Raw genomic sequence first — 18,532 nt, 5'->3', positions numbered from 1 at the left:
TCAAATCCATTCGACGTAACTCCGCCCGGCGATCGGTTGAAGATGCGCTAGCCGGCTGGAGGCTTCGAGGTCGGCATAGAAATAAGTATACGCTTCCGCAGTGGGTTCGCCCTCTTCCGGAACCGCGTACACCGGCACGACCTCGCGCCCGTACAAATTGTCTGGATCGCCGGCCGCATAGCCTTCGATCGCGTCCAGCACGCGCAGCGTTTCGGGCAGGTCTTCCTCTTCGAATTCCCACAACTCGCCCCGCACCCAGCCCTCGCCCGGCAGCAGACCGGGGTAGGCGCCGAGGTCCAGCAAGCCTCCGCGGATGAAGCCGGTTTCCACGGCCACCGGCTCGCGGGGCCAGCAGCGCTGGCGACACTGTCCGCGTTTCAGCGTCCCGTAGACGAACACGTAGCAGCAGGAATGCTCGTCCTCGCCGCCGTGGCTCACTCCGTTACCACCGCTTGCATTCCTGCGGCTTCGGCGCGGGAGCCCACATCGAAGTGGCTGCGGCGGGTCATCGCCAGGACGATCGCCGCATCGCGTCCGGCGGTGATCGAGGTGATTTTGCCGACAGTCTTTTCGCCGGCCACCAGCTCCGTTCCCGGCGCCGGCAGCTCGCCTCTTCCCTGCAGCTGCCACCGCACCAGTTTCTTTTGAACCTGGCCTAGCGCGTCCAGACGGGCCACGGTTTCTTGTCCCAGGTAGCAGCCCTTGGTAAAGGAAATGGCCTGCGCGTCACGATCGGCTTCCTGCGGCAGATTGCTTTCGTCCAGGTCGACGCCGAACCAGGGAAAACCGGCTTGAATGCGGGCCGGGTGAAAGTCCTCGATGCCCCCGGATACCAGCATCGGGGCGAAACGCTTGCCCAGTTGGGCAATCGTCGCGGGAGGGCCGAGCACCAACCAGGCGGGCGAGTTGAGCCAGGGAACTTGATAGGCGACCGCGCCGGAATCCGAGCCGGCATCGGCCGCTGCGTCGCCGAGCGACCGGCTGGCCAGCTGAGGCGGGTCGGCCGGCGTCGGCGAAGCGTCGGACAGCGCCACCAGGGCATCTTCGTGCGGTAGCAACAGCCCGGTAAGGTCTTGCGAGCGGTCCTCGGGCCGCGCGTCCTCGCGGATGATGTAGCGGTCGATGTGGGCGACCAGCCGCTGGGCCTGTCCCCCGGCGCCGATAAAACGCAGGCGGTCCGCCAACTGGAACAAGCATCCGTGGCCGACCGTGCGGCCGCGAACCTCGGTGATGAACGCCTCCAGACCGGCCGACTCGGCCAGCGATTGGAGGGGTGCGGTACAAAGATTGTTGACCACCTGGACGGCGTCGTCGCCGATGATGTCGACAATGCTTAACGATTCGGAGGATGCAAACGTGTAGTACACCGGTTCTTCACAGGTTGAGGAGGTATTGCGTATTGCGAGACACTTCGTCCGGCGGATCACCTTCGTCGCCGACGACGAACCAGCCGCGGTACTGTTGATCTTCGAGGCGTCCCAGGATTTCGGGAAAGTCGGCCGTGCCCTGGCCCAGCGGAACGCCGACGCCGCGACCGGCCGCCAGGTCTTGCACTCCGTCGCGAGCGACGACCAACTGCACGCGGTCGGCCAGCGCCTGCAGGGCTTCATCGACGGAGAAGCCGTTGACGATCAGGTTGCCGGGATTGAAGGCCACGCCGGTAAAGGATTGTTCGTCGACGTCCAGCAACCGGGCCAGCCGCTCGCCCGGCTCGGTGCCGGTTTCGGCGGCCAGCAGGGCTCCGACACGGGCCCCGTAGCGGCCCAGGTCGCTGAGCACGGCTTCGAGCTGGGAGCAGGCCGGGCTGGCCGTGTCTTCGGGGACGCGGCCGATCTGGTTGACTACAACATTGCAGCCCAGGCGGTAAGCCATCCGCATGGCCGCCTTGGTCGCATCGACGCGTTCGTTCAGCCGCGGCAGGACGTCATAGCCGCGCCGCGTCTGGAATCGCACCGAACTGACCCGCAAATTCAGATCATCCAGCATTTTCCTCAGCTGGCGGCAAGCCGTATCGGTTAATTCGGATGGACGCAGGTCGTTGCGAGCGTCGATCTCTACAGCGGCGACCCCACTGCGCGCCGCGGCGTGCAATGCTTTCTTAAGCGGCAAACCAAACGCGGTCAAACGAGCTGAGATTTTTAGTTGCGGCACGGCGGAGTGTGGCTGTGTCAGGAACGAAGAATCGCGAAAAAACCTGTCTGGAAACCTGCAACCCCACGCGACGCCGAAGTGCAAGTCACCCGTATCAACGCCGCTATTCTAAGCACTTGCCTGCTGGTGGCTATGGTGCAGTCGTTGGCGATGCCGGCGCGGACCCAAGCCGCGGCCCCGCCGCCGCTGGCCGTCCCCGCGGTCAAGCTGTCCAACGGCCAGGTCGTCCAGCGATGGGACTTCGGCCGCGATGAGGATCGCAACTACGACCGCTGGCCCGATCGCTGGCAACGGCGCCGAGGTCGCGATTATCCCAGTTACGTAAAGATCGAGATCCAGTCCGAGAAAACCGGCCTGGAGGCGTTCGCCCAAAGCGCCGATGCGGCACTGCTGCGGTTATGGGTCCAGACCCGCCTGAAACTGGCGGCCACCCCACCCTGGATGCCGGCCGTACCGAGTCGCTGGAACCGGCTGGCCCGCGCCGTCGGTCAGGCCCTGCCGGGTTTGCCGCCCTCGCTGGCCGATCGCGTCAGCAGCGATTTTCTTCGCGTCAGTCTGGACGGGGGCGGCGCGATGCTGCAAAGCCCCCCCTTTCCGGTCAGCAACATGTACAGCTATGTGCTCAGCACGCGACTTCGCACCGAGGGGCTGGAGTCCAATTCGGGCTGGGCCGAACTGGTTTTCCTGGACGCCGACGGAGCGCCGCTGAAAACCGTCGCGACCCCGGCCGTGGGGACGACCACGCCCTGGACCACCGTGGACACCGGGGCGGTCGCTCCGCCCGAGAACTGTACCGAAGCGGTGCTGCGGTTGAGGGTTGAACCGACCGGCGCCGGAACCGATATCCGCGGCGATGTGGATTTCGATCAAGTGCGGTTGTTTCAATTCCCTCAGTTGCACGTGTATGGTTCTCGGACCACGGGGCTGTATGCCAGCGGCGACGCGGTAACGATTACCGCCGAGGCGATGGGCCTGCGTTTCGCCGAGGCGTCGATCCAGTTTCGACTGTGGGACGCGTTCGATCGCCCCATCGCCGAACACTTGGCCGCAGTGCTTACACATGCCGACCGGTCGCGATTGTTGGCCTACGGCGGCCAAGCGACCTGGACCCTGACGGATCTGCCGCCGGGATACTACCGCGTGACGGCGGAATTGTTGGCGGCCGATCGCAGTGCGCTGAAAACCGAAACCTCGCTGGCGATCATCGATCCACTGGATGGCCCGGGCGGGCCGTTCGGTTGGACGCTGCCCCGCGGGGCCCCGCACGGCGACCTGCGCGTACTGCCGGAATGGTTGCGCGACTGCCACGTGGGCTGGCTGAAATATCCCTGCTGGATCGACGGCCAGGATGCCGATGCCAGCGATCAATTGGCCTGGATGATGAACCGCTCCCTGGAAAGCGGGATCCAGGTGGTTGGCGTGTTGGATCAGCCCCCGGCTGGGACGGCGGCGGAGATCGACGCCCGGAGAGCGGTGCCGGCGGTCAACGTGTTTCGCGATCAAGACACCTGGCAACCGCTGCTGGAAACCCTGATGGGACGCCTGACCATGAAGGTTCGCTGGTGGCAGCTGGGCAGCGAACGCGACTTCAGTTTCCTGGATCGCGGCGGACTAAAAGAAACGGTCGAGGACATCAATCGTGGCCTGCAGGGATACGGCCAACCGCTGAACATGGTGCTCTCATGGCCCTGGCTCGAGCCCCAGCCACCGGCCTCGCAGCGAGCCTGGAAGGCCGTCGTTCGCAGCGAGCCACAAGCCTTTACCGCCGCAGAACTGGATGCCTACCTGGCCATCGAACAACAAGCGGCGCAGAGCGGTCCGGAAACCAAGACCTGGATCCTGCTGGATCCGTTGCCCAAGTCCGATTACGACACCGCAACGCGTATTCGCGACCTGGTCTTGCGGATGGCCACGGTGCGGGGACACGACGTGGAGGCCGCCTTTGTGTCCGACCCCACGGCGCCACAGCTGGGATTGTTGCGGCCCAGCGGACTGCCCGATGTGATGTTGCTGCCCTGGCGAACCACGGCCGCCACGATCGGCACGTTGCGACGCGAAGGCAGTATTACCTTGCCCGGTGGCAGCTCCAATATCGTGCTCAGCGATGGAACGCGCTGCGTCCTGATCGTTTGGAATACGAATCCCACGGTCGAAGAAATCTATTTGGGCGAAGACGTCGAGGAACTGTCGGTCTGGGGCCGGCGACAGGCCGCGGAGACGGTCCGGGATCGCCGCGGAAAACGCCAACGCATCCTGGCCGAACCGATTCCCAAGTTCATCGTCGGTGTCCACCCCTTGATGACGCGTTTTCGCATGGCTGTCGAACTGGATCGCGCTTCGATCGATAGCCTGTTGGGACGCACGCAGACCGTCGGCGTCCGCCTACAGAACCCCAGCGAACGGCCGCTCGAAGGCGACTTGGTGATGCGGGCCAACGATGCTTGGGATCTGCCCCGCCGCCCGCTGTCCTGGCAGATTCGCGGCGGCGGCGCGGTCCTGCAGGACGTGCCCGTGACGCTGCGCTCCAACGCCAAAACCGGTGTCGAAGACATCACGCTGGAGTTCCGCCTCGGGCAACCCGCGTCCCAGCCCTTCATGGTGTATCGCCAGTTGCGCGTCGGCCCAGAAGGTCTGGACGTGCAGATCACAACGCGACTGGACGAGACCGGACAACTGGTTGTCCGCCTGGAAATGGATAACTCCTCCGCGGCCCGTCAAAGCTACGACTGTCGGTTGTTCCCGCCGGGTCGTCAGTACCAGCGCCGCACCGTGACGGTCGATGCCGGCCAACGCGTCCGCCGCGAATTCGCACTCGCGGGCGGCCAGGAACTGGTCGGCAAAACGCTGCTGCTCAGGGCGGCCGAACAGGACGGACGCCGCGTGCTGAACTACACCGTCCAGGCCAGCCGCTGAGCAGGCGGGCGGGAATGCTTGTTCGCTGGCTGCCTACAACCGCTTGCTGGCTTCGGGATCGGCCAGTTGCTGCTTCAGCTGGTCGTCCGGTTCGTCATCGTCCTCTTCGGCAAAGCGGTACTCGGGATGGTCGCGACGAAAGTCTTCGTCTGTGAGTCCCGGATTCAGCTTCAACCGCGTGAAGATGTACTCCTCCTGCAGCACCGGCTTGCCACCGGGCTCGGCAGGCCAATCGTACGAGGCGAAGTACACCGGCAGCCGCAGTTGTTCGTCCAGCAGAACCCGCGCGATGTAAAACTCCGCCTCCGGCTTGCGGATCAACTGCTTGACCTCGAAGTGACGGCAGGGGCGGCCGTCCATCTGGGCCGATTGGTATTCGTTTAAGACGCACTGGGTAGGATCCAGTCGGTTGCGCATGCTGTCGACCAGGTCTTCCAGCAGAAACCGCAGGCCCGCCCGGGTGACCGGCTGGCGGCTCTGCGAGAGCGCGACGGGGCTGTCCGGCCGGATGGTCAGCGTCAGGTTCGGCAACCGCCGCCCGCCCTTTCGCGCCAGCGCTTGACCGTTGCGCTCGTTTTCTACATACAGGATCTCGCGGCCGGCCAGGTAGGCGGGTTTAAGAAAACGGATGTAGACACTTTGCGGAGTAATTAATTCTTCCTTGTGCTCACGCCGCTCGCGGACCTTCATCCACAAGAACTGATGATCGCTCAAGTCGCCGTCGATCCGCTCGCGCTTGATCAGCAAACAGGTGTAGCCTTCGATCTCGGTGTCGAAGCGTTTCAGGCCCGTTTCGGCGGCCGCCAGAAAGGGGCCCAGCTTTCGCAGCGTCGCGGCCGTCGCGTCCTGGTTTTCGGCGCCGGAGGACTCCGCGTGGTCGGCCTCGGCAGACGCTTGCTCGGCAGGCTGACCCGCGGCGCCGTGGTCCGCGTTTTCGCCGTGGTCCGCGTTTTCGCTGTCGGACTCGCCCGCCGGTACCGGTATCTCCAGCGCAGCGGTCGGACCGGACAGCGGCGCGGCGATCACCACGTCCTCCTCTTGCTCCTCCGCAGCCACTTCGTCAGCGTTCTGCACCGCCGGCCCATCCTCGGGCGGCCCATCCTCGGGCGGCTGGACCAACGGCTGCGGAGCCAGCGGTCCGGCCACCCCGTCGACCGCTCCCAGGCCCACACCGATCCCGACACTCAACAGGCCGCAAACGATTCGCCGCCAACCCACCGGCGTCCAAACGGGCGAACGCCAGCCCCTGGCAAGGTACGTCGACAAGGGCTCGGTTGGGGAAAGGGGGCGGTTGTTCATACCCGGTTATTGACCGTGCGAGAGAGAAGCGAGCGAAGACAGGATGTTTTTATCCTAGCCGACTGCCCGTCGCGGGCCAGTGTCCAGCGGGCGGCAACCGGGCGAGTCACCGCCGGCGCGGCGCGGCAACATTCGCAACCCGCATTTCGTTCACGATCCGCATTTGTGGTATGCTTTGCCGCTCGGGTACGATTGAGACGTCTCCGTCTGCCCACGCTCTCTGTCCGCCCCACCCTTGTCTGTCCTTTCCACCCGCCCCGTTCCTCCCACCGGACCCTTTTGACAGGTTTTGCCAATGCGTCCCCTTTCTGCTTCTGCTCGCCGCTTTCTCCTCTTGTGGTGCGGTTTGTTCTGGTTCCCGGCTGCGGTGTCCGCGGATCATCGTGTGGCTTTGCACGGCAACGGACGGTTGGTCATCCTGGACACCGGAGGAGCCATCGAGTGGCAGCGGCCCTGGGGGCCGATTCATGACCTGCATGTGCTGGACAACGGCAACCTGATGGTCCAGCAGGGCAAGGCGGCGGTCGTGGAGATCGACCGCGAGAGCAAACAGGTTGTTTGGAAATACGACGCCGCCGGTGCCGAAGGCGAACAAAGCGGGCCGGTGGAGATCCACGGTTTCCAGCCCCTGGACGATGGCACGGTGATGATCGCCGAGAGCGGGCGGCGGCGGATCATCGAAGTCGATCGGCAGGGTCGAATCGTCCACACCGTGCCGTTGGTCGTGGAAAACCCGCACCCGCATACCGATACGCGACTGGCCCGAAAACTGGCCAGCGGCCACTACCTGGTCTGCCACGAAGCCGACGGCACGGTGCGCGAATACGACGCGGCGGGACACATCGTTTGGCAGTACCGCGTTCCGCTGTTCGACCGCGAACCCGCCCCGGGACACGGTCCGGACGCGTTTGGCAACAAAGTCTTCTCGGCCCTGCGACTGGCGGGCGGTAACACGCTGATCGGAACGGGCAACGGGCACAGTGTCCTAGAAGTCGATCCGGAAGGTCAGATCGTGTGGCAGATCCGCCAGCACGACCTGCCCGGGATCACCCTGGCGTGGGTCACCACGGTGCAGGTGCTGGCCAACGGAAACCGCGTTATCGGCAACTGCCACGCCGGGCCGGGCCAGCCGCTGTTGATCGAGGTAGAACCGGAGACCAAACGCGTCGTCTGGACGCTGGATCGATTCGACACCTTCGGCAACAACGTCTCGAATTGCTTGATCCTGGAAGACGACGCCGAGACCGACCCGCCGAAATCGGCCGATGCAGCGCAGTCGGCTGAAGGGGCCGGGCCGCTGGCCGGAGCCTTTACGCCGCCTCCGAAGTATCGCGATCGTTATGGTGACTACCGCTCGCCGCTGCGATTCGCCGATGGCAGTCGCGTTCGAACCGCCGAAGACTGGCAGCGGCGACGAGCCGAAATCCTGAAGCTGTGGCAAGAAAAACTGGGCGCGTGGCCGCCCCTGATGGAGGACCAGCAGCTGGAAATCCTGGAGACGACCAGGGAGGAGGGCTTGAGCGTGCATCGCGTGGGTTTGCAGTGGACGCCCGAGAACCGCACCGAAGGGTATCTGTTGGTGCCCGAGGGCCCGGGACCGCACCCGGCCGTCATCACCGTGTACTACGAACCGGAAACCGCGATCGGCCAGGGCAAACCCTACCGCGACTTCGCCCTCCAGCTGGCTCGGCGCGGGTTCGTGACACTGTCGCTGGGGACCAGCGAGGCCACCGCTTCGAAAACCTACGCGCTGTTCCATCCGCACATTGACCGGGCCACGGTCCAGCCGCTGTCGATGCTGGGCTATGCCGCGGCCAACGCCTGGCACGCGTTGGCCAACCGCCCCGAGGTGGACTCGCAGCGGATCGGGATCGTCGGGCATTCCTTTGGCGGCAAGTGGGCGATGTTCGCGTCCTGCCTGTTCGACAAATTCGCCTGCGCCGCCTGGTCGGACCCGGGCATCGTGTTCGACGAATCGCGACCGAGCGTGAATTACTGGGAGCCGTACTACCTGGGCTACCACCCGCGGCCCTGGCGAAAACGCGGCATGATCACCAAAGAGAACCCAGCCCGCGGACTGTATCCGCAGTTGGTTGCCGAGGGCCGCGACCTGCACGAGCTGCATGCGCTCATGGCGCCGCGGCCGTTTTTGGTTTCCGGCGGATCGGAGGACCCGCCCGAGCGCTGGCTCGCCCTGAACCACACGATTGCCGTCAATCGGCTGCTGGGATACGAGGACCGGGTCGCGATGACCAATCGTCCCGAGCACTCCCCCAACGCCCAGTCCAACGCCGCCATCTACGCGTTCTTCGAGCGTTTCCTAATTGAGCCGGTTGGGCGATAGCCCCGGTTCCCACTCTGAGCCCGGTTCCCACTCTGAGCCGTCTGGGCGATAGCCCCGGTTTGCTCAGCGGGGCGTATTTCGCGGGTAGGGCGGCGTTTCGCTGGGCGGGGGAGCCTGGCCGGTGGCTTCTTGCCAGCGACGCCGTTCGACGGCCGAGGCGTAGTAGCGCAGCCAGGTGTGGTCGTCATCGTCGTCCAAGCAACGCCAGTACAGATAGTTGTGCGGCAGGTCGACTTTCTTTTCGCAACAGGGCAGGATGTCGCGAACGATGATGGTGTACAGTTGCCGGTCCGAAAGGTGTTCGGTGCACTCGAGCATCACGTGGGCTTGACGCAGTTGCGTGATCGTCCGCTCGAGCAGTTCGTGGATCTGTTGGTCGGACAACGATTCGGGGTGCGGCAGTTGCAAAGGCGGATCAAACCATTTGGCGATCGGCATTGCCGGCGCTCGCTCCCAAGCCAACATCGAAGCCAGATACTCGTTTTCGGCATTCAGCGGCATGCGGACCGTGCCGTCGACCGATTCGTCAACGTAGGGCTCCAGCTCGTCCCGCAAGCGTGCGTTGTCCAGCAACAAATCGACTTCGTCAGTTACAGGGTGCGTATCGCTCATATCGAACGCGTCTCATCATGTTTGTTGTTCCACAACTGGCCGATCCCATCCATCACGGGCAACACACCCGCGGCGAGCAGCCACGGTTTCGATGGTATCCGTCAAACCGCGCGACTCAACAGTTTATGTAGTCGAAATACCGCTTTGCCGCGTTTTTTGCCGGGGCGATCCTGTCCTGATCGATACCAGCGATACGGCTTAACGAACCGCGCGGGCACGATGCATCCGGCCACCGCAATCGCTACAAACCCGTTGGCCGCTACAGCCTTCGCAATGCCTGCAAGTTTTGCTGCCAGTAGCCCCGTCAGACGGGAAACCGGCCGTTGCCGCCATCTAGACTTCAGTCAGCAGGTCCCCATGCCGAAGGACTTTTTCCGACTTGCCGACTTGCCGACTTGCCGACTTGCCGAGGAGTCTGTGGAGAGTCGTCTTGGACCGCTTGGTTTACCTTCGCCGTTTGCCCCGGCCGGATCGATGTCGTTGCTGCAGCCCTGTCTTCGCTGGTCCTACCGAGCCATCCGCCGCGCTGCGGTGCTGGATGTAAAACGCCTGCTGGTTGCCGAAACCGCTGGTTTGGCTCCGCAAAACCCACCCCCGGGGTACCAGCTGAAACCGCTGGGCCCCGACCAGCGGTCGGCGCTGGGCCTGCCCCGTGGCATTGTGGCCGCGGATTCAGCCCAGCACTGTCTGGCCGCCTTCTATCGGGACCGGGTGGCGTCCTACGTCTTTTTGGCTCGCGGCCATGTTCCCGCGGCTTTCCATTTCAGCCGTGCACCGCATCTGGGGACCGATCTAAAGTTGCCCGCCGGCGGCGTCTTCGTTCATACCGCATTCACGGTCCCGGAGCACCGCGGCCGACGGCTGCCAGCGGCCCTGCTCAGCGCCGCCCTCGGCCTGGCCCGGAAGCTCGACCCGGACGCTTCCTGCGATTCGGACGGCTCGGGCTCTTCAGACGGCTCGGGCCTTTTGGACGCTTCGGGGGTCCTTGCGTTTGACGGTCCGGTCACCCACGCCTTTACGTCCATGGACTGGACCAACGAGCCCTCGCGGCGGGCCTTCACCCATCTCGGATTCCGGCCTTTGGGGTTGATCTACCGGCTGGGCTGGTCGTGCGTTCAAGCCACGCTTTATCCGCGGGCCGCCGGACGGATGGGAATTCGCGTCTCCGAGAGAAATCAGGGGATTCGAGTCGCCTTGGGCTAAAACCGACGCCGCACTTTAACCGAACCTTCGTTTTTGCTAGCACTCCCCTAAGTAGTTATACTCAGACGCTTTACGATTACGGTTTTTGCGTCCGCGACGGTTTGGGCGGAAACGTTCTACAGCTTTTCCACCGATCGTCAAAGTGCTGGTGCAGGCGCCGCCGGGTCGCTGCCGACGATGAAAAGCAGGGGCTTTCCTAGTCCCGCGTCGGTCGTCGCAGACCCGCCTGCGAAACTCTTGAACTCCAGTTTGACTCCTTTGCTAGCTGACCTACAATTCCCGCCTGTCGTCACTCAACGAAGGAAACGCACGGGGGCCTTGTCGCCGCTGAGAGCAGTTCGATGTCGAGCGCTGTTGCGCCGGCGTCTCGGCTGCCTCCGTCTGTTGGGTTGGGTTTCATTTTCGCTACTGGCCATCGTCCATCAGGGAGGGTTGCGCTACCGGTATGCACCAGCTGAAACAAGCAGGTGGCATGGATGTCGCTGAACAAATCAAGGAGGCGTTGCGCGGGCAAATGGGCCCCGGTCGTTATGCGCTATGGTTTGGCGAAGGCGTCGTGCTGCATGTGGATTCCGCTGGAGTCACCGTGTCGACCGACAACGCCTTCGCGGCCGATCGTTTGCGAGCCCGGCACCTGTCCGACGTCCGCCACGCGGCTCGTCAAGTCTTGGGTCCCGATGCCGAGGTGCGGATCATCGCCACGGCCGGCGACGAAGCGTCCGCCGACGACCAAGTACAAGAACCTGCAAGCGCCGCGGCCGGTGACCGGGCGCGAAGCGCGGACCCGCCGTCTGCCGCGGCGCAATCTGTCGGCTCGCCCGCTGCGGCTGGCGGAGCTGGTCCCGGCACCGCAGCGACGGCCGAGCCGCCAAACCGTCCGGCACCGCGTCCGGCTGGCACACGGCCGACGCGCCGTCGTTCCCGAGGCCCGCAAAGCGTTTCGGTCAAGATGAACGGCAACCGCGTGCAGATGAATGCCGGCGGGGACGGTGCGACCGGGGGCGGGGCGACGACGGATTCGACCCAGCCGCCGCAGACGCGTTGGTCGATGTCGCTGAAGCATTTTGTGGTCGGCGCCTGTAACGAACTGGCCCACACGGCGACGCGGATGGTGGTCGAACAACCGGGCTCGGCTTCGCCGGTCTTCCTGTGGGGACCCTCGGGCACGGGCAAAACGCATCTGTTGACCGCCGTGCGTGAGGTGCTGCGTCGCAAGCATCGTCTGCCGCGGGTGATTCAATTGACGGCGGAAGATTTCACGAACGATTTTACCACCGCCCTTCGCGGCAGCGGCTTGCCGACGTTTCGCCGGCGGTACCGCGATGTCGACGCGTTGATCATCGACGACGTGCAGTTCTTCGGCGGTAACAAACGCGCGACGTTGCGCGAGTTGCAGCACACGGTCGACGCGTTGCTGCGAAGCCGCAAGCAGTTGATGTTTGCCGCGGACCGGCCACCGGGCGAGATCGACGGGCTGCCCACCGAACTGGCCGGCCGGCTCAGCGGCGGGATGCTGTGCAGCGTGCGGCCCTTGGACGAGGACTGCCGGCGATCGGTGTTGCAGCAGTTTGCGGCAATGGTAGGATTGGAATTGCCCGAATCGCTGCTGACGCCGCTGGCCGGGTCGGCCACCGGCGACGGCCGCGTCTTGTCGGGATTGATCAATCAAATTCGCGCTCTTGCCCAGTTGCGCGGCCAGATGCCGACGTGGCAACAGGTCTTGGATTCGGCCGCCGGCGACATCCTGCGATCGGCCGCGCCGGTGATCGGCATGAACGATATTCAGAAAGCGGTCTGTGATGCGTTTGGTTTGCCGACCGGCACGTTGCAGTCGCGGGGCCAAACACGCAGTGTCAGCCAACCGCGAATGTTGGCGATGTATCTGGCGCGGCAATACACGCGTGCCGCGTACAGCGAGATCGGGGGGTACTTCGGCAATCGCAGCCATAGTACGGTGATCGCGGCCACCAAACGCGTAGAATGCTGGTTACAGTCCGAGACGGCCGGTGATGGCAAGGCCCCCGATGCCCAGCGGATGCGGCAGGCGGCGGCGACGATCGAAAACATGTTGCGTACGGGATAGACGTTTTTCCAACGGAGTGGTGGTAATGATTGCAGGTGGAGACGACCGCGACCGGTCGCGCCGAGACAGAAAGAAAAAAGAACCCTCCGCGAGCGAGATCTTGCAGCGTGAGGTGCCTTTTGATCGCGAAGCGGAAATGGGGGTGCTGGGCAGTATCCTGTTGCTGCCGGAGGTCTGTGACGACCTGGCGTCGATCCTGCGTCCGGACGATTTCTACGACGATGCCAATCGCAAGCTCTTTGCGCACCTGCGCGAGATGCACGACGAAGGCGAAAAGATCGACGTGACCCTGCTGGTTTCGCGCTTGCGCAAAGCCGAGGAGTACGAAGCGGTGGGCGGGGCCGCCTACCTGGGACGGCTGGCCGCCGCGGTGCCCAACGCCGCTCACGCGGTGTACTACGCCAAGATCGTGGCCGAGAAAGCGACGTATCGAAAACTGATCGGTGCCGGCACCGAGATCCTCCGCGACGCTTACGAGCAAAAGCACGAGGCTCGCGACCTGGTCGCCCAGGCCGAGCAGCGGGTGTTTTCGATCATGGACGGCCGCTCCACACAGTCGGTCAACAACATCAGCGACATCCTGCATCAAGCGATGGACCGCATCGATGCCCGTATGTGCAACGAACACTCCGAGGGCACGGTCGAAACCGGCTACATCGACTTCGATGCCATGACCGGCGGCTTCCACGAGGGCGAATTGATCATCCTGGCGGCTCGGCCCAGTATGGGCAAAACCGCCTTCGCGATGAACATCGCCGAGAACATCTCGCTGGCCAGTGGCGTGCCGGCGTTGTTCATCAGTTTGGAAATGTCGGCGATCGAGTTGGCCGACCGGATGCTCTGTTCGCTGGCCCGCGTCAACGGTCACAAGCTGCGGGCCGGGGACATCACCACCGAAGAACGCGCACGCTTGATGCAGAAGGCCAATGAAGTCAGCCAGTCGCCGTTCTACGTCGACGATTCGCCCAGCCGGACGGTCAGCGAGATCGCGGCCGGTGCCCGCCGGATCGTGCGCCGCGACGGTTCGCTGGGATTGATCGTGATCGACTACCTCCAGCTGATCGAACCGGACAACTCTCGAGACCCGCGGCAGGAACAGGTCGCCAAGATCGCTCGGCGCTTAAAAGGAATGGCTCGTGAAATCAAAGTCCCCGTGCTGTGCCTCAGCCAGTTGAACCGGCAGGCCGAAGACAGCAAGGACCACCGCCCGCGACTGAGCCACCTGCGAGAATCCGGGGCCATCGAGCAGGACGCGGACGTCGTGATGTTCGTGCACCGCGAAGAGTACTACCACCGCGGCGAAGAACGCGAGCAGTACGCCGGACAAGCCGAGATCATCATCGCCAAACAGCGTAACGGTCCGGTCGGCGAGGTCGAGTTGACCTGGGAGAAGCAGTACACGCGGTTCCAGAACAAAGCGCCGGATCGCCACGACGAATTCGACGAGTACGCCGAGTACCAGGCCCCCAGCGGGTTCTAAGCACGTCGCAACATTTCATTCGGTTTTACTCTCCCACTGGGAGAGTCGGGCTCTTAGGCCCGGAGAGGGTTTTCGTAGGGCCCTCCCCGGGCCCTCAGATTAAATGGTGACGCAGCCCTAACGTCTTGGGGCTACTTCAGCGCGGCCAGGGCGGCGTCGTAGTTCGGTTCGTTGGCGATCTCCTCGACCAACTCACTGTGGATGACTTTGCCGTTCTCATCCAGGACGACCACGGCGCGGGCCAACAGGCCGGCCAGCGGGCCGTCTTCGATCTGCACGCCGTAGGCGCGGCCGAAGTCACCGCTGCGGAAATCCGAAGCCGGCACCACATCCTCCAGTCCTTCGGCCCCGCAGAATCGCTTCTGGGCAAAGGGCAGGTCGCGCGAGACGCACAGCACGACCGTATTGTCCAGCTGGCTGGCTTCTTTGTTGAAGCGTTGCACGCTGGTGGCGCAGGTGGGCGTGTCGATGCTGGGGAAGATGTTCAGAACGACGCGTTTGCCGCTGTAGTCCGCACCGGTGGTCTCGGACAGGTCGGTCTTGGTCAACTTGATCGGCGGTGCATCGCTGCCGCCGGAGGGCAGTTCGCCACAGGTTTGGCAGGGATTACCTTTGAGTTTGACTTCGGCCATGCTGAAATTTCCTTAGAGGTTCGAGAGAGAACGAATCTGAAGCACACAGGCAGTTTATTCCCCACCACGTGCGGGCTGTCAACGGGCAGCGATCTGGCGGACCGCCACTCGCTCTTGTAATCCCCGGTGATCGTTTAGACTGTGGCGGCCCGTCCCGCTTCGGTGGTATCCAAATGCAAGTCCGTGTCCGCTGAGATCATTCGCTTTCCGGGATCTGTATGAATTTCGCGTTGCTGAGCCGTTTGCTGGGCGCGGTCTGCCTGTTGATCGGTGGATCGATGATCTTCAGTTTGCCCTGGGCGTTTCCCGGTTTGGCGAATCGCCAGTACGCACCGGCCGCCGAATCGATCGAGTGGCGTGCGCTGGGTGCGTTTACGGTCAGTATGTTGATCTGTGGCGTGCTGGGCGCGAGCCTCCGCCGGCTGGGACGTCCCTCGCGCGGCCAGACGCTGTATCGCAAGGAAGCGATGGCCATCGTCGGACTCAGCTGGGTGATGGCCACGGTGCTCGGGGCCCTGCCGATCTACCTGAGCGACACCTACGTCGCTCCGGAACGACCGATCACGTTTGTCGAATGCATGTTCGAAGCCCAGTCGGGGTTCAGTACGACCGGGGCGACGACGCTGACGGAGCTGGAAGACCCACGCCTGGTCTCGCACTGCGTCTTGTTCTGGCGTTCCTGGACGCACTTTCTGGGCGGGCTGGGCATCGTGGTCCTGTTCGTCGCGATCCTGGGGCAGGGGTCGGCTGGCAAGGCGATGATGCGGGCGGAGATGCCCGGTCCCAGCAAGGAGGGCAGCATGCCGCGGATGCAGCACACGGCGCTGGTCTTCGCGGCGATCTACATCGGCCTGAATGCCGTGCTGGCGATGATCTATATGCTCGAAGGCATGACGGTCTTCGACAGTCTGTGCCACGCCTTCGGGACGATGGCCACCGGCGGCTTCAGCACCTACAACGCCAGCCTGGGACGGTTCGACAGCGAATGGATCGAGTACACCACGATCCTGTTCATGATCCTCGCGGGAACGAATTTTACGCTGCTGTATTTCTGCTCGATCGGCCGGCCGCGACGCCTCTGGCGGGACCTGGAATTTCAGACCTTTCTCGGCATCATCCTGATCGTCACGATCGGGGTCGTGTTCTTTGGGATGAGCAATCAGGACGACCGCTTTGATTCAGCGGGTTCGGCCCTGCGTTACGGCTTGTTCCAGGTCGTGTCGATTGTCACCACGACCGGGTACGGCACGGCGGACTTCGATTCCTGGAATAACTTTGGCCGCGGGGCGCTGCTGATGCTGATGTTCGTCGGCGGGTGCGCGGGCAGCACCGGAGGCGGCATGAAAGTGATCCGGCACATTCTGTTTGTTAAAATATTAAAACTGGAGGTCGAACGGGCGCATCGACCGCGAGTCGTCCGCCAGTTGCGTGTCGGCGGGCAAGTGGTGGACGATCCGGATCTGTCCCGCGGGATCATGCTGTACTTCTGTCTGTTCTTGGCGTTGTTCATCTGGTCGTGGATGTTGTTGGTAACCCTGGAACCGGATGAGACCTGGGGTGTGCGGCGCACCAGCGAGGGAGCGGCGGCGATCACGACCCCTACGGACCGTCCGGACGACGCCGAGCCACCGATCCTGGAAACGCCCCAGCAACGGCTGAAAAGCACCCTGGATGAGAAGCTGTTGGATTCGGCCAGCGCGGTCGCCGCGACGCTGAACAATATCGGCCCCGGCCTGGGCGTCGTCGGAGCGACCAAGAACTATGCCGGCTTCAGCCAGGGCGCCAAACTGCTGTTCGTGTGGTTGATGATGCTGGGGAGAGTGGAGTTATTCAGCGTGTTGGTCTTGCTTTCTCCGAATTTTTGGCGGCGTCACTAACGATGATCCAATTGACCGTTTTCTGCTCGGGCATGTCGGTCGCATCGTACGCCTTGGCCGAAGTCGAGGTGGGACGCCAACAGGATGGCGAACCGCCACCGTTCGAACGCCACGACGCGGGGCCGGTGCCGCGGGTGATCGTCGCCGCCAACGCCAATCGCTACTTTCCCCGCCGACTGCTGCGGGTCGCCGTCGTCGACAACGATCTGCTGATCCGCAACCTGCACGAACACGTCGATTTTCAGATCGATGGTTTCGGTACGGTCGGTCCGGGCCAGCAACACGCGTTCTCGCGCCCGGTTCGGATCCAGGTTTCACCGGCGATCGCCATCGAGGTCTACAACGACGCCTGGAGTGCGCGGACCCATCGGGCGCCGGCGACCGAGACGCCGGGCGAACCGCTGACCGCCTCGGCGCCGATGATGTCCTTTACGCGGATGGTTGCGGACCGCGATATCGGTACCCGCAGCGAAGCCGTCGTCCAGCTGCTGAGGATGATCCTGCAGATTCGCGAACACCCGGCCGGATCGACCGCATTCTTTCAGGCCGCCACGCACGCCGCCGCCAAAGCCTTGGAACTGGACCGCGCGATGATCCTAATGCGCAGCGCCGATGGCTGGGACTGCGTCGCCGAGTACCCACCGCGCGAAACCAACCAGGCCGCCGTGTCCACGCGGCCGTTCAGTCAGACCCTGCTGACCTCGATGCTGCATAACGGCAAAACCGAATTCTTCGAACCGCTCGGCGACACAGCCGGCGATCTGGCGCTCGAGTCCCTGGTCAACCTCGATCGCGGCGTCGCGACCCCGCTGCACGGCGAACATTCGCAGGTCATCGGCGCGCTGTGCGGCGACCGCATCCAGCAAACCCTGGGCAGCCCTCCGATCTCGGCGCTCGAAGCCACGTTGTTGGAAGTGATCGCCGAAACGGTCTCCGCCGGCTTGGCCCGCCGCCGCGAGGAGGAGAACCGCACGCGCTTGGAACAATTCTTTACCTCCCGCGTCGCCGACCAGTTGCAAGCGAATCCCCGTCTGCTCGATGGACACGATGCGGATGTGACGGTGTTGTTCTGTGACATCCGCGGCTTCAGCACCATCACCCAACGACTGGGCGCCACCAAAACGATTCGCTGGATCAATGACATCCTGACGGAGTTAAGCGAATGTGTGCTGCGGCACGATGGGGTGTTGGTCGATTACGTCGGTGACGAACTATTGGCGATGTGGGGCGCGCCGGGCGCTCAGAGCGATCATGCCGCCCGAGCCGTGGCCGCGGCGACCGACATGTTGGCCCTGCGGCAACCGCTGTGCGATCGCTGGCACGACGTGCTGGTCGAAGATTTCGGCTTCGGCGTCGGACTCAGTACCGGACAGGCCCGCGTGGGCAATACCGGCTCGCAGCTGAAATTCAAATACGGGCCCCTGGGCAATACGGTCAACGTGGGCAGCCGTTTTCAGGGAGCCACCAAGTTCTTTCGGGTTCCCGCTCTGGCGACCGAATCGACCATCCAGACGCTGGACAGCGAACGGTTTCGGCGGCTGGGCGAGGTCCAGGTCGTCGGCATCGATCAACCGCTGGCGGCCTATGAGATCAGCGACGGCACGGTTGCCGATTTTTTCGATTTGAAAGATCAGTACGAACAGGCCCTGGCGGCATTCGAGCAACGTCGTTTCTTCGAAGCGGCACGACGCCTGTCGACGCTGCTGGAACGCTACCCCGACGACGGCCCGACCGTCTTGCTGCTCAGCCGGGTGGTCGATCAATTGGCCCGGCCCGACGAGAGGTTTTGTCCGGTGTGGAAACTGCGCACCAAGTAGGCGGGACGGGTCAGCCGTTTTGGCGTCAGCCACGGTTGCTCATCAATCAGCCGTTTTGGCGCTAGCCACGGTTGCTCGGTAATCAGCCGTTTTGGCGCTAGCCACGGTTGCTCGGTAATTA

The 18,532-nt window shown here is 63.7% G+C and carries 13 protein-coding genes; 7 read left to right on the top strand and 6 right to left on the bottom strand.

From position 1 onward, the window contains the following. The 3 genes from GE027_RS18115 to GE027_RS18105 are packed head-to-tail and all read right to left on the bottom strand — an operon-like array spanning position 1 to position 2,109. A complete protein-coding gene (locus GE027_RS18115) occupies positions 1-438 on the bottom strand; it encodes a gamma-glutamylcyclotransferase family protein (RefSeq protein ID WP_153558632.1) in 438 nt (145 codons plus the stop codon). Continuing rightward, positions 435-1,367, bottom strand: a complete 933-nt coding sequence (gene ygfZ / locus GE027_RS18110) for a CAF17-like 4Fe-4S cluster assembly/insertion protein YgfZ (RefSeq protein ID WP_162006798.1) — start codon at positions 1,365-1,367, stop codon at positions 435-437. The genes GE027_RS18115 and ygfZ overlap by 4 nt, the downstream gene beginning before the upstream one ends. 7 nt (positions 1,368-1,374) lie before the next feature. After that, a complete protein-coding gene (locus tag GE027_RS18105) occupies positions 1,375-2,109 on the bottom strand; it encodes a sugar phosphate isomerase/epimerase family protein (protein WP_237607634.1) in 735 nt (244 codons plus the stop codon). 174 nt (positions 2,110-2,283) lie between these two features. Here GE027_RS18105 and GE027_RS18100 point away from each other — a divergent pair, with 174 nt between their 5' ends. Then, the gene (locus GE027_RS18100) at positions 2,284-5,064 is read left to right on the top strand and encodes a hypothetical protein (RefSeq protein ID WP_153558629.1); all 2,781 of its coding nucleotides are present in this window, start codon (positions 2,284-2,286) and stop codon (positions 5,062-5,064) included. A gap of 33 nt (positions 5,065-5,097) precedes the next feature. Here GE027_RS18100 and GE027_RS18095 read toward each other — a convergent pair whose 3' ends face one another. Continuing rightward, positions 5,098-6,330 (bottom strand): DUF1571 domain-containing protein, encoded by a 1,233-nt coding sequence (locus tag GE027_RS18095; RefSeq protein ID WP_162006797.1) that lies wholly within the window; start codon positions 6,328-6,330, stop codon positions 5,098-5,100. Positions 6,331-6,730: 400 nt separating this feature from the next. Here GE027_RS18095 and GE027_RS23465 point away from each other — a divergent pair, with 400 nt between their 5' ends. Continuing rightward, a complete protein-coding gene (locus GE027_RS23465; RefSeq protein ID WP_237607633.1) occupies positions 6,731-8,707 on the top strand; it encodes an outer membrane protein assembly factor BamB family protein in 1,977 nt (658 codons plus the stop codon). A gap of 63 nt (positions 8,708-8,770) precedes the next feature. Here the strand turns inward: GE027_RS23465 and GE027_RS18085 are convergent, their stop codons facing one another. Continuing rightward, positions 8,771-9,319 carry a hypothetical protein gene (locus GE027_RS18085; protein WP_153558627.1) on the bottom strand — a complete coding sequence of 183 codons (549 nt, stop codon included), beginning with the start codon at positions 9,317-9,319 and terminating at the stop codon, positions 8,771-8,773. A gap of 474 nt (positions 9,320-9,793) precedes the next feature. Here GE027_RS18085 and GE027_RS18080 point away from each other — a divergent pair, with 474 nt between their 5' ends. From GE027_RS18080 to dnaB, 3 genes are all read left to right on the top strand, one after another. After that, complete coding sequence (locus tag GE027_RS18080) at positions 9,794-10,522, top strand: hypothetical protein (protein WP_153558626.1); 729 nt, start codon at positions 9,794-9,796, stop codon at positions 10,520-10,522. Between the two features lie 472 nt (positions 10,523-10,994). Continuing rightward, a complete protein-coding gene (locus GE027_RS18075; RefSeq protein WP_162006796.1) occupies positions 10,995-12,605 on the top strand; it encodes a DnaA/Hda family protein in 1,611 nt (536 codons plus the stop codon). 25 nt (positions 12,606-12,630) lie between these two features. After that, positions 12,631-14,085: a replicative DNA helicase gene (gene dnaB, locus GE027_RS18070; RefSeq protein ID WP_153558624.1), complete on the top strand. Its 1,455-nt coding sequence runs from the start codon at positions 12,631-12,633 to the stop codon at positions 14,083-14,085. A 131-nt stretch (positions 14,086-14,216) separates the two neighbouring features. On the opposite strand, the gene tpx is transcribed toward dnaB, so the two are convergent. After that, on the bottom strand, positions 14,217-14,717 hold the full coding sequence (gene tpx, locus GE027_RS18065) for a thiol peroxidase (protein ID WP_153558623.1): 501 nt from the start codon (positions 14,715-14,717) through the stop codon (positions 14,217-14,219). Between the two features lie 218 nt (positions 14,718-14,935). Between tpx and GE027_RS18060 the strand changes: the two genes are divergently transcribed. Then, positions 14,936-16,594, top strand: coding sequence for a TrkH family potassium uptake protein (locus tag GE027_RS18060; RefSeq protein WP_153558622.1), 1,659 nt, complete (start codon positions 14,936-14,938; stop codon positions 16,592-16,594). Positions 16,595-16,626: 32 nt separating this feature from the next. Beyond that, positions 16,627-18,411, top strand: coding sequence for an adenylate/guanylate cyclase domain-containing protein (locus GE027_RS18055; protein ID WP_162006795.1), 1,785 nt, complete (start codon positions 16,627-16,629; stop codon positions 18,409-18,411). The last annotated feature ends 121 nt before the right edge of the window (positions 18,412-18,532 follow it).

Origin of the sequence: Roseimaritima sediminicola (genome assembly GCF_009618275.1) — a bacterium.
Taxonomy (GTDB): domain Bacteria; phylum Planctomycetota; class Planctomycetia; order Pirellulales; family Pirellulaceae; genus Roseimaritima; species Roseimaritima sediminicola.
The sequence above is the reverse complement of the archived record's forward strand: the minus strand, read 5'-3'. Positions and strand labels throughout refer to the sequence as shown.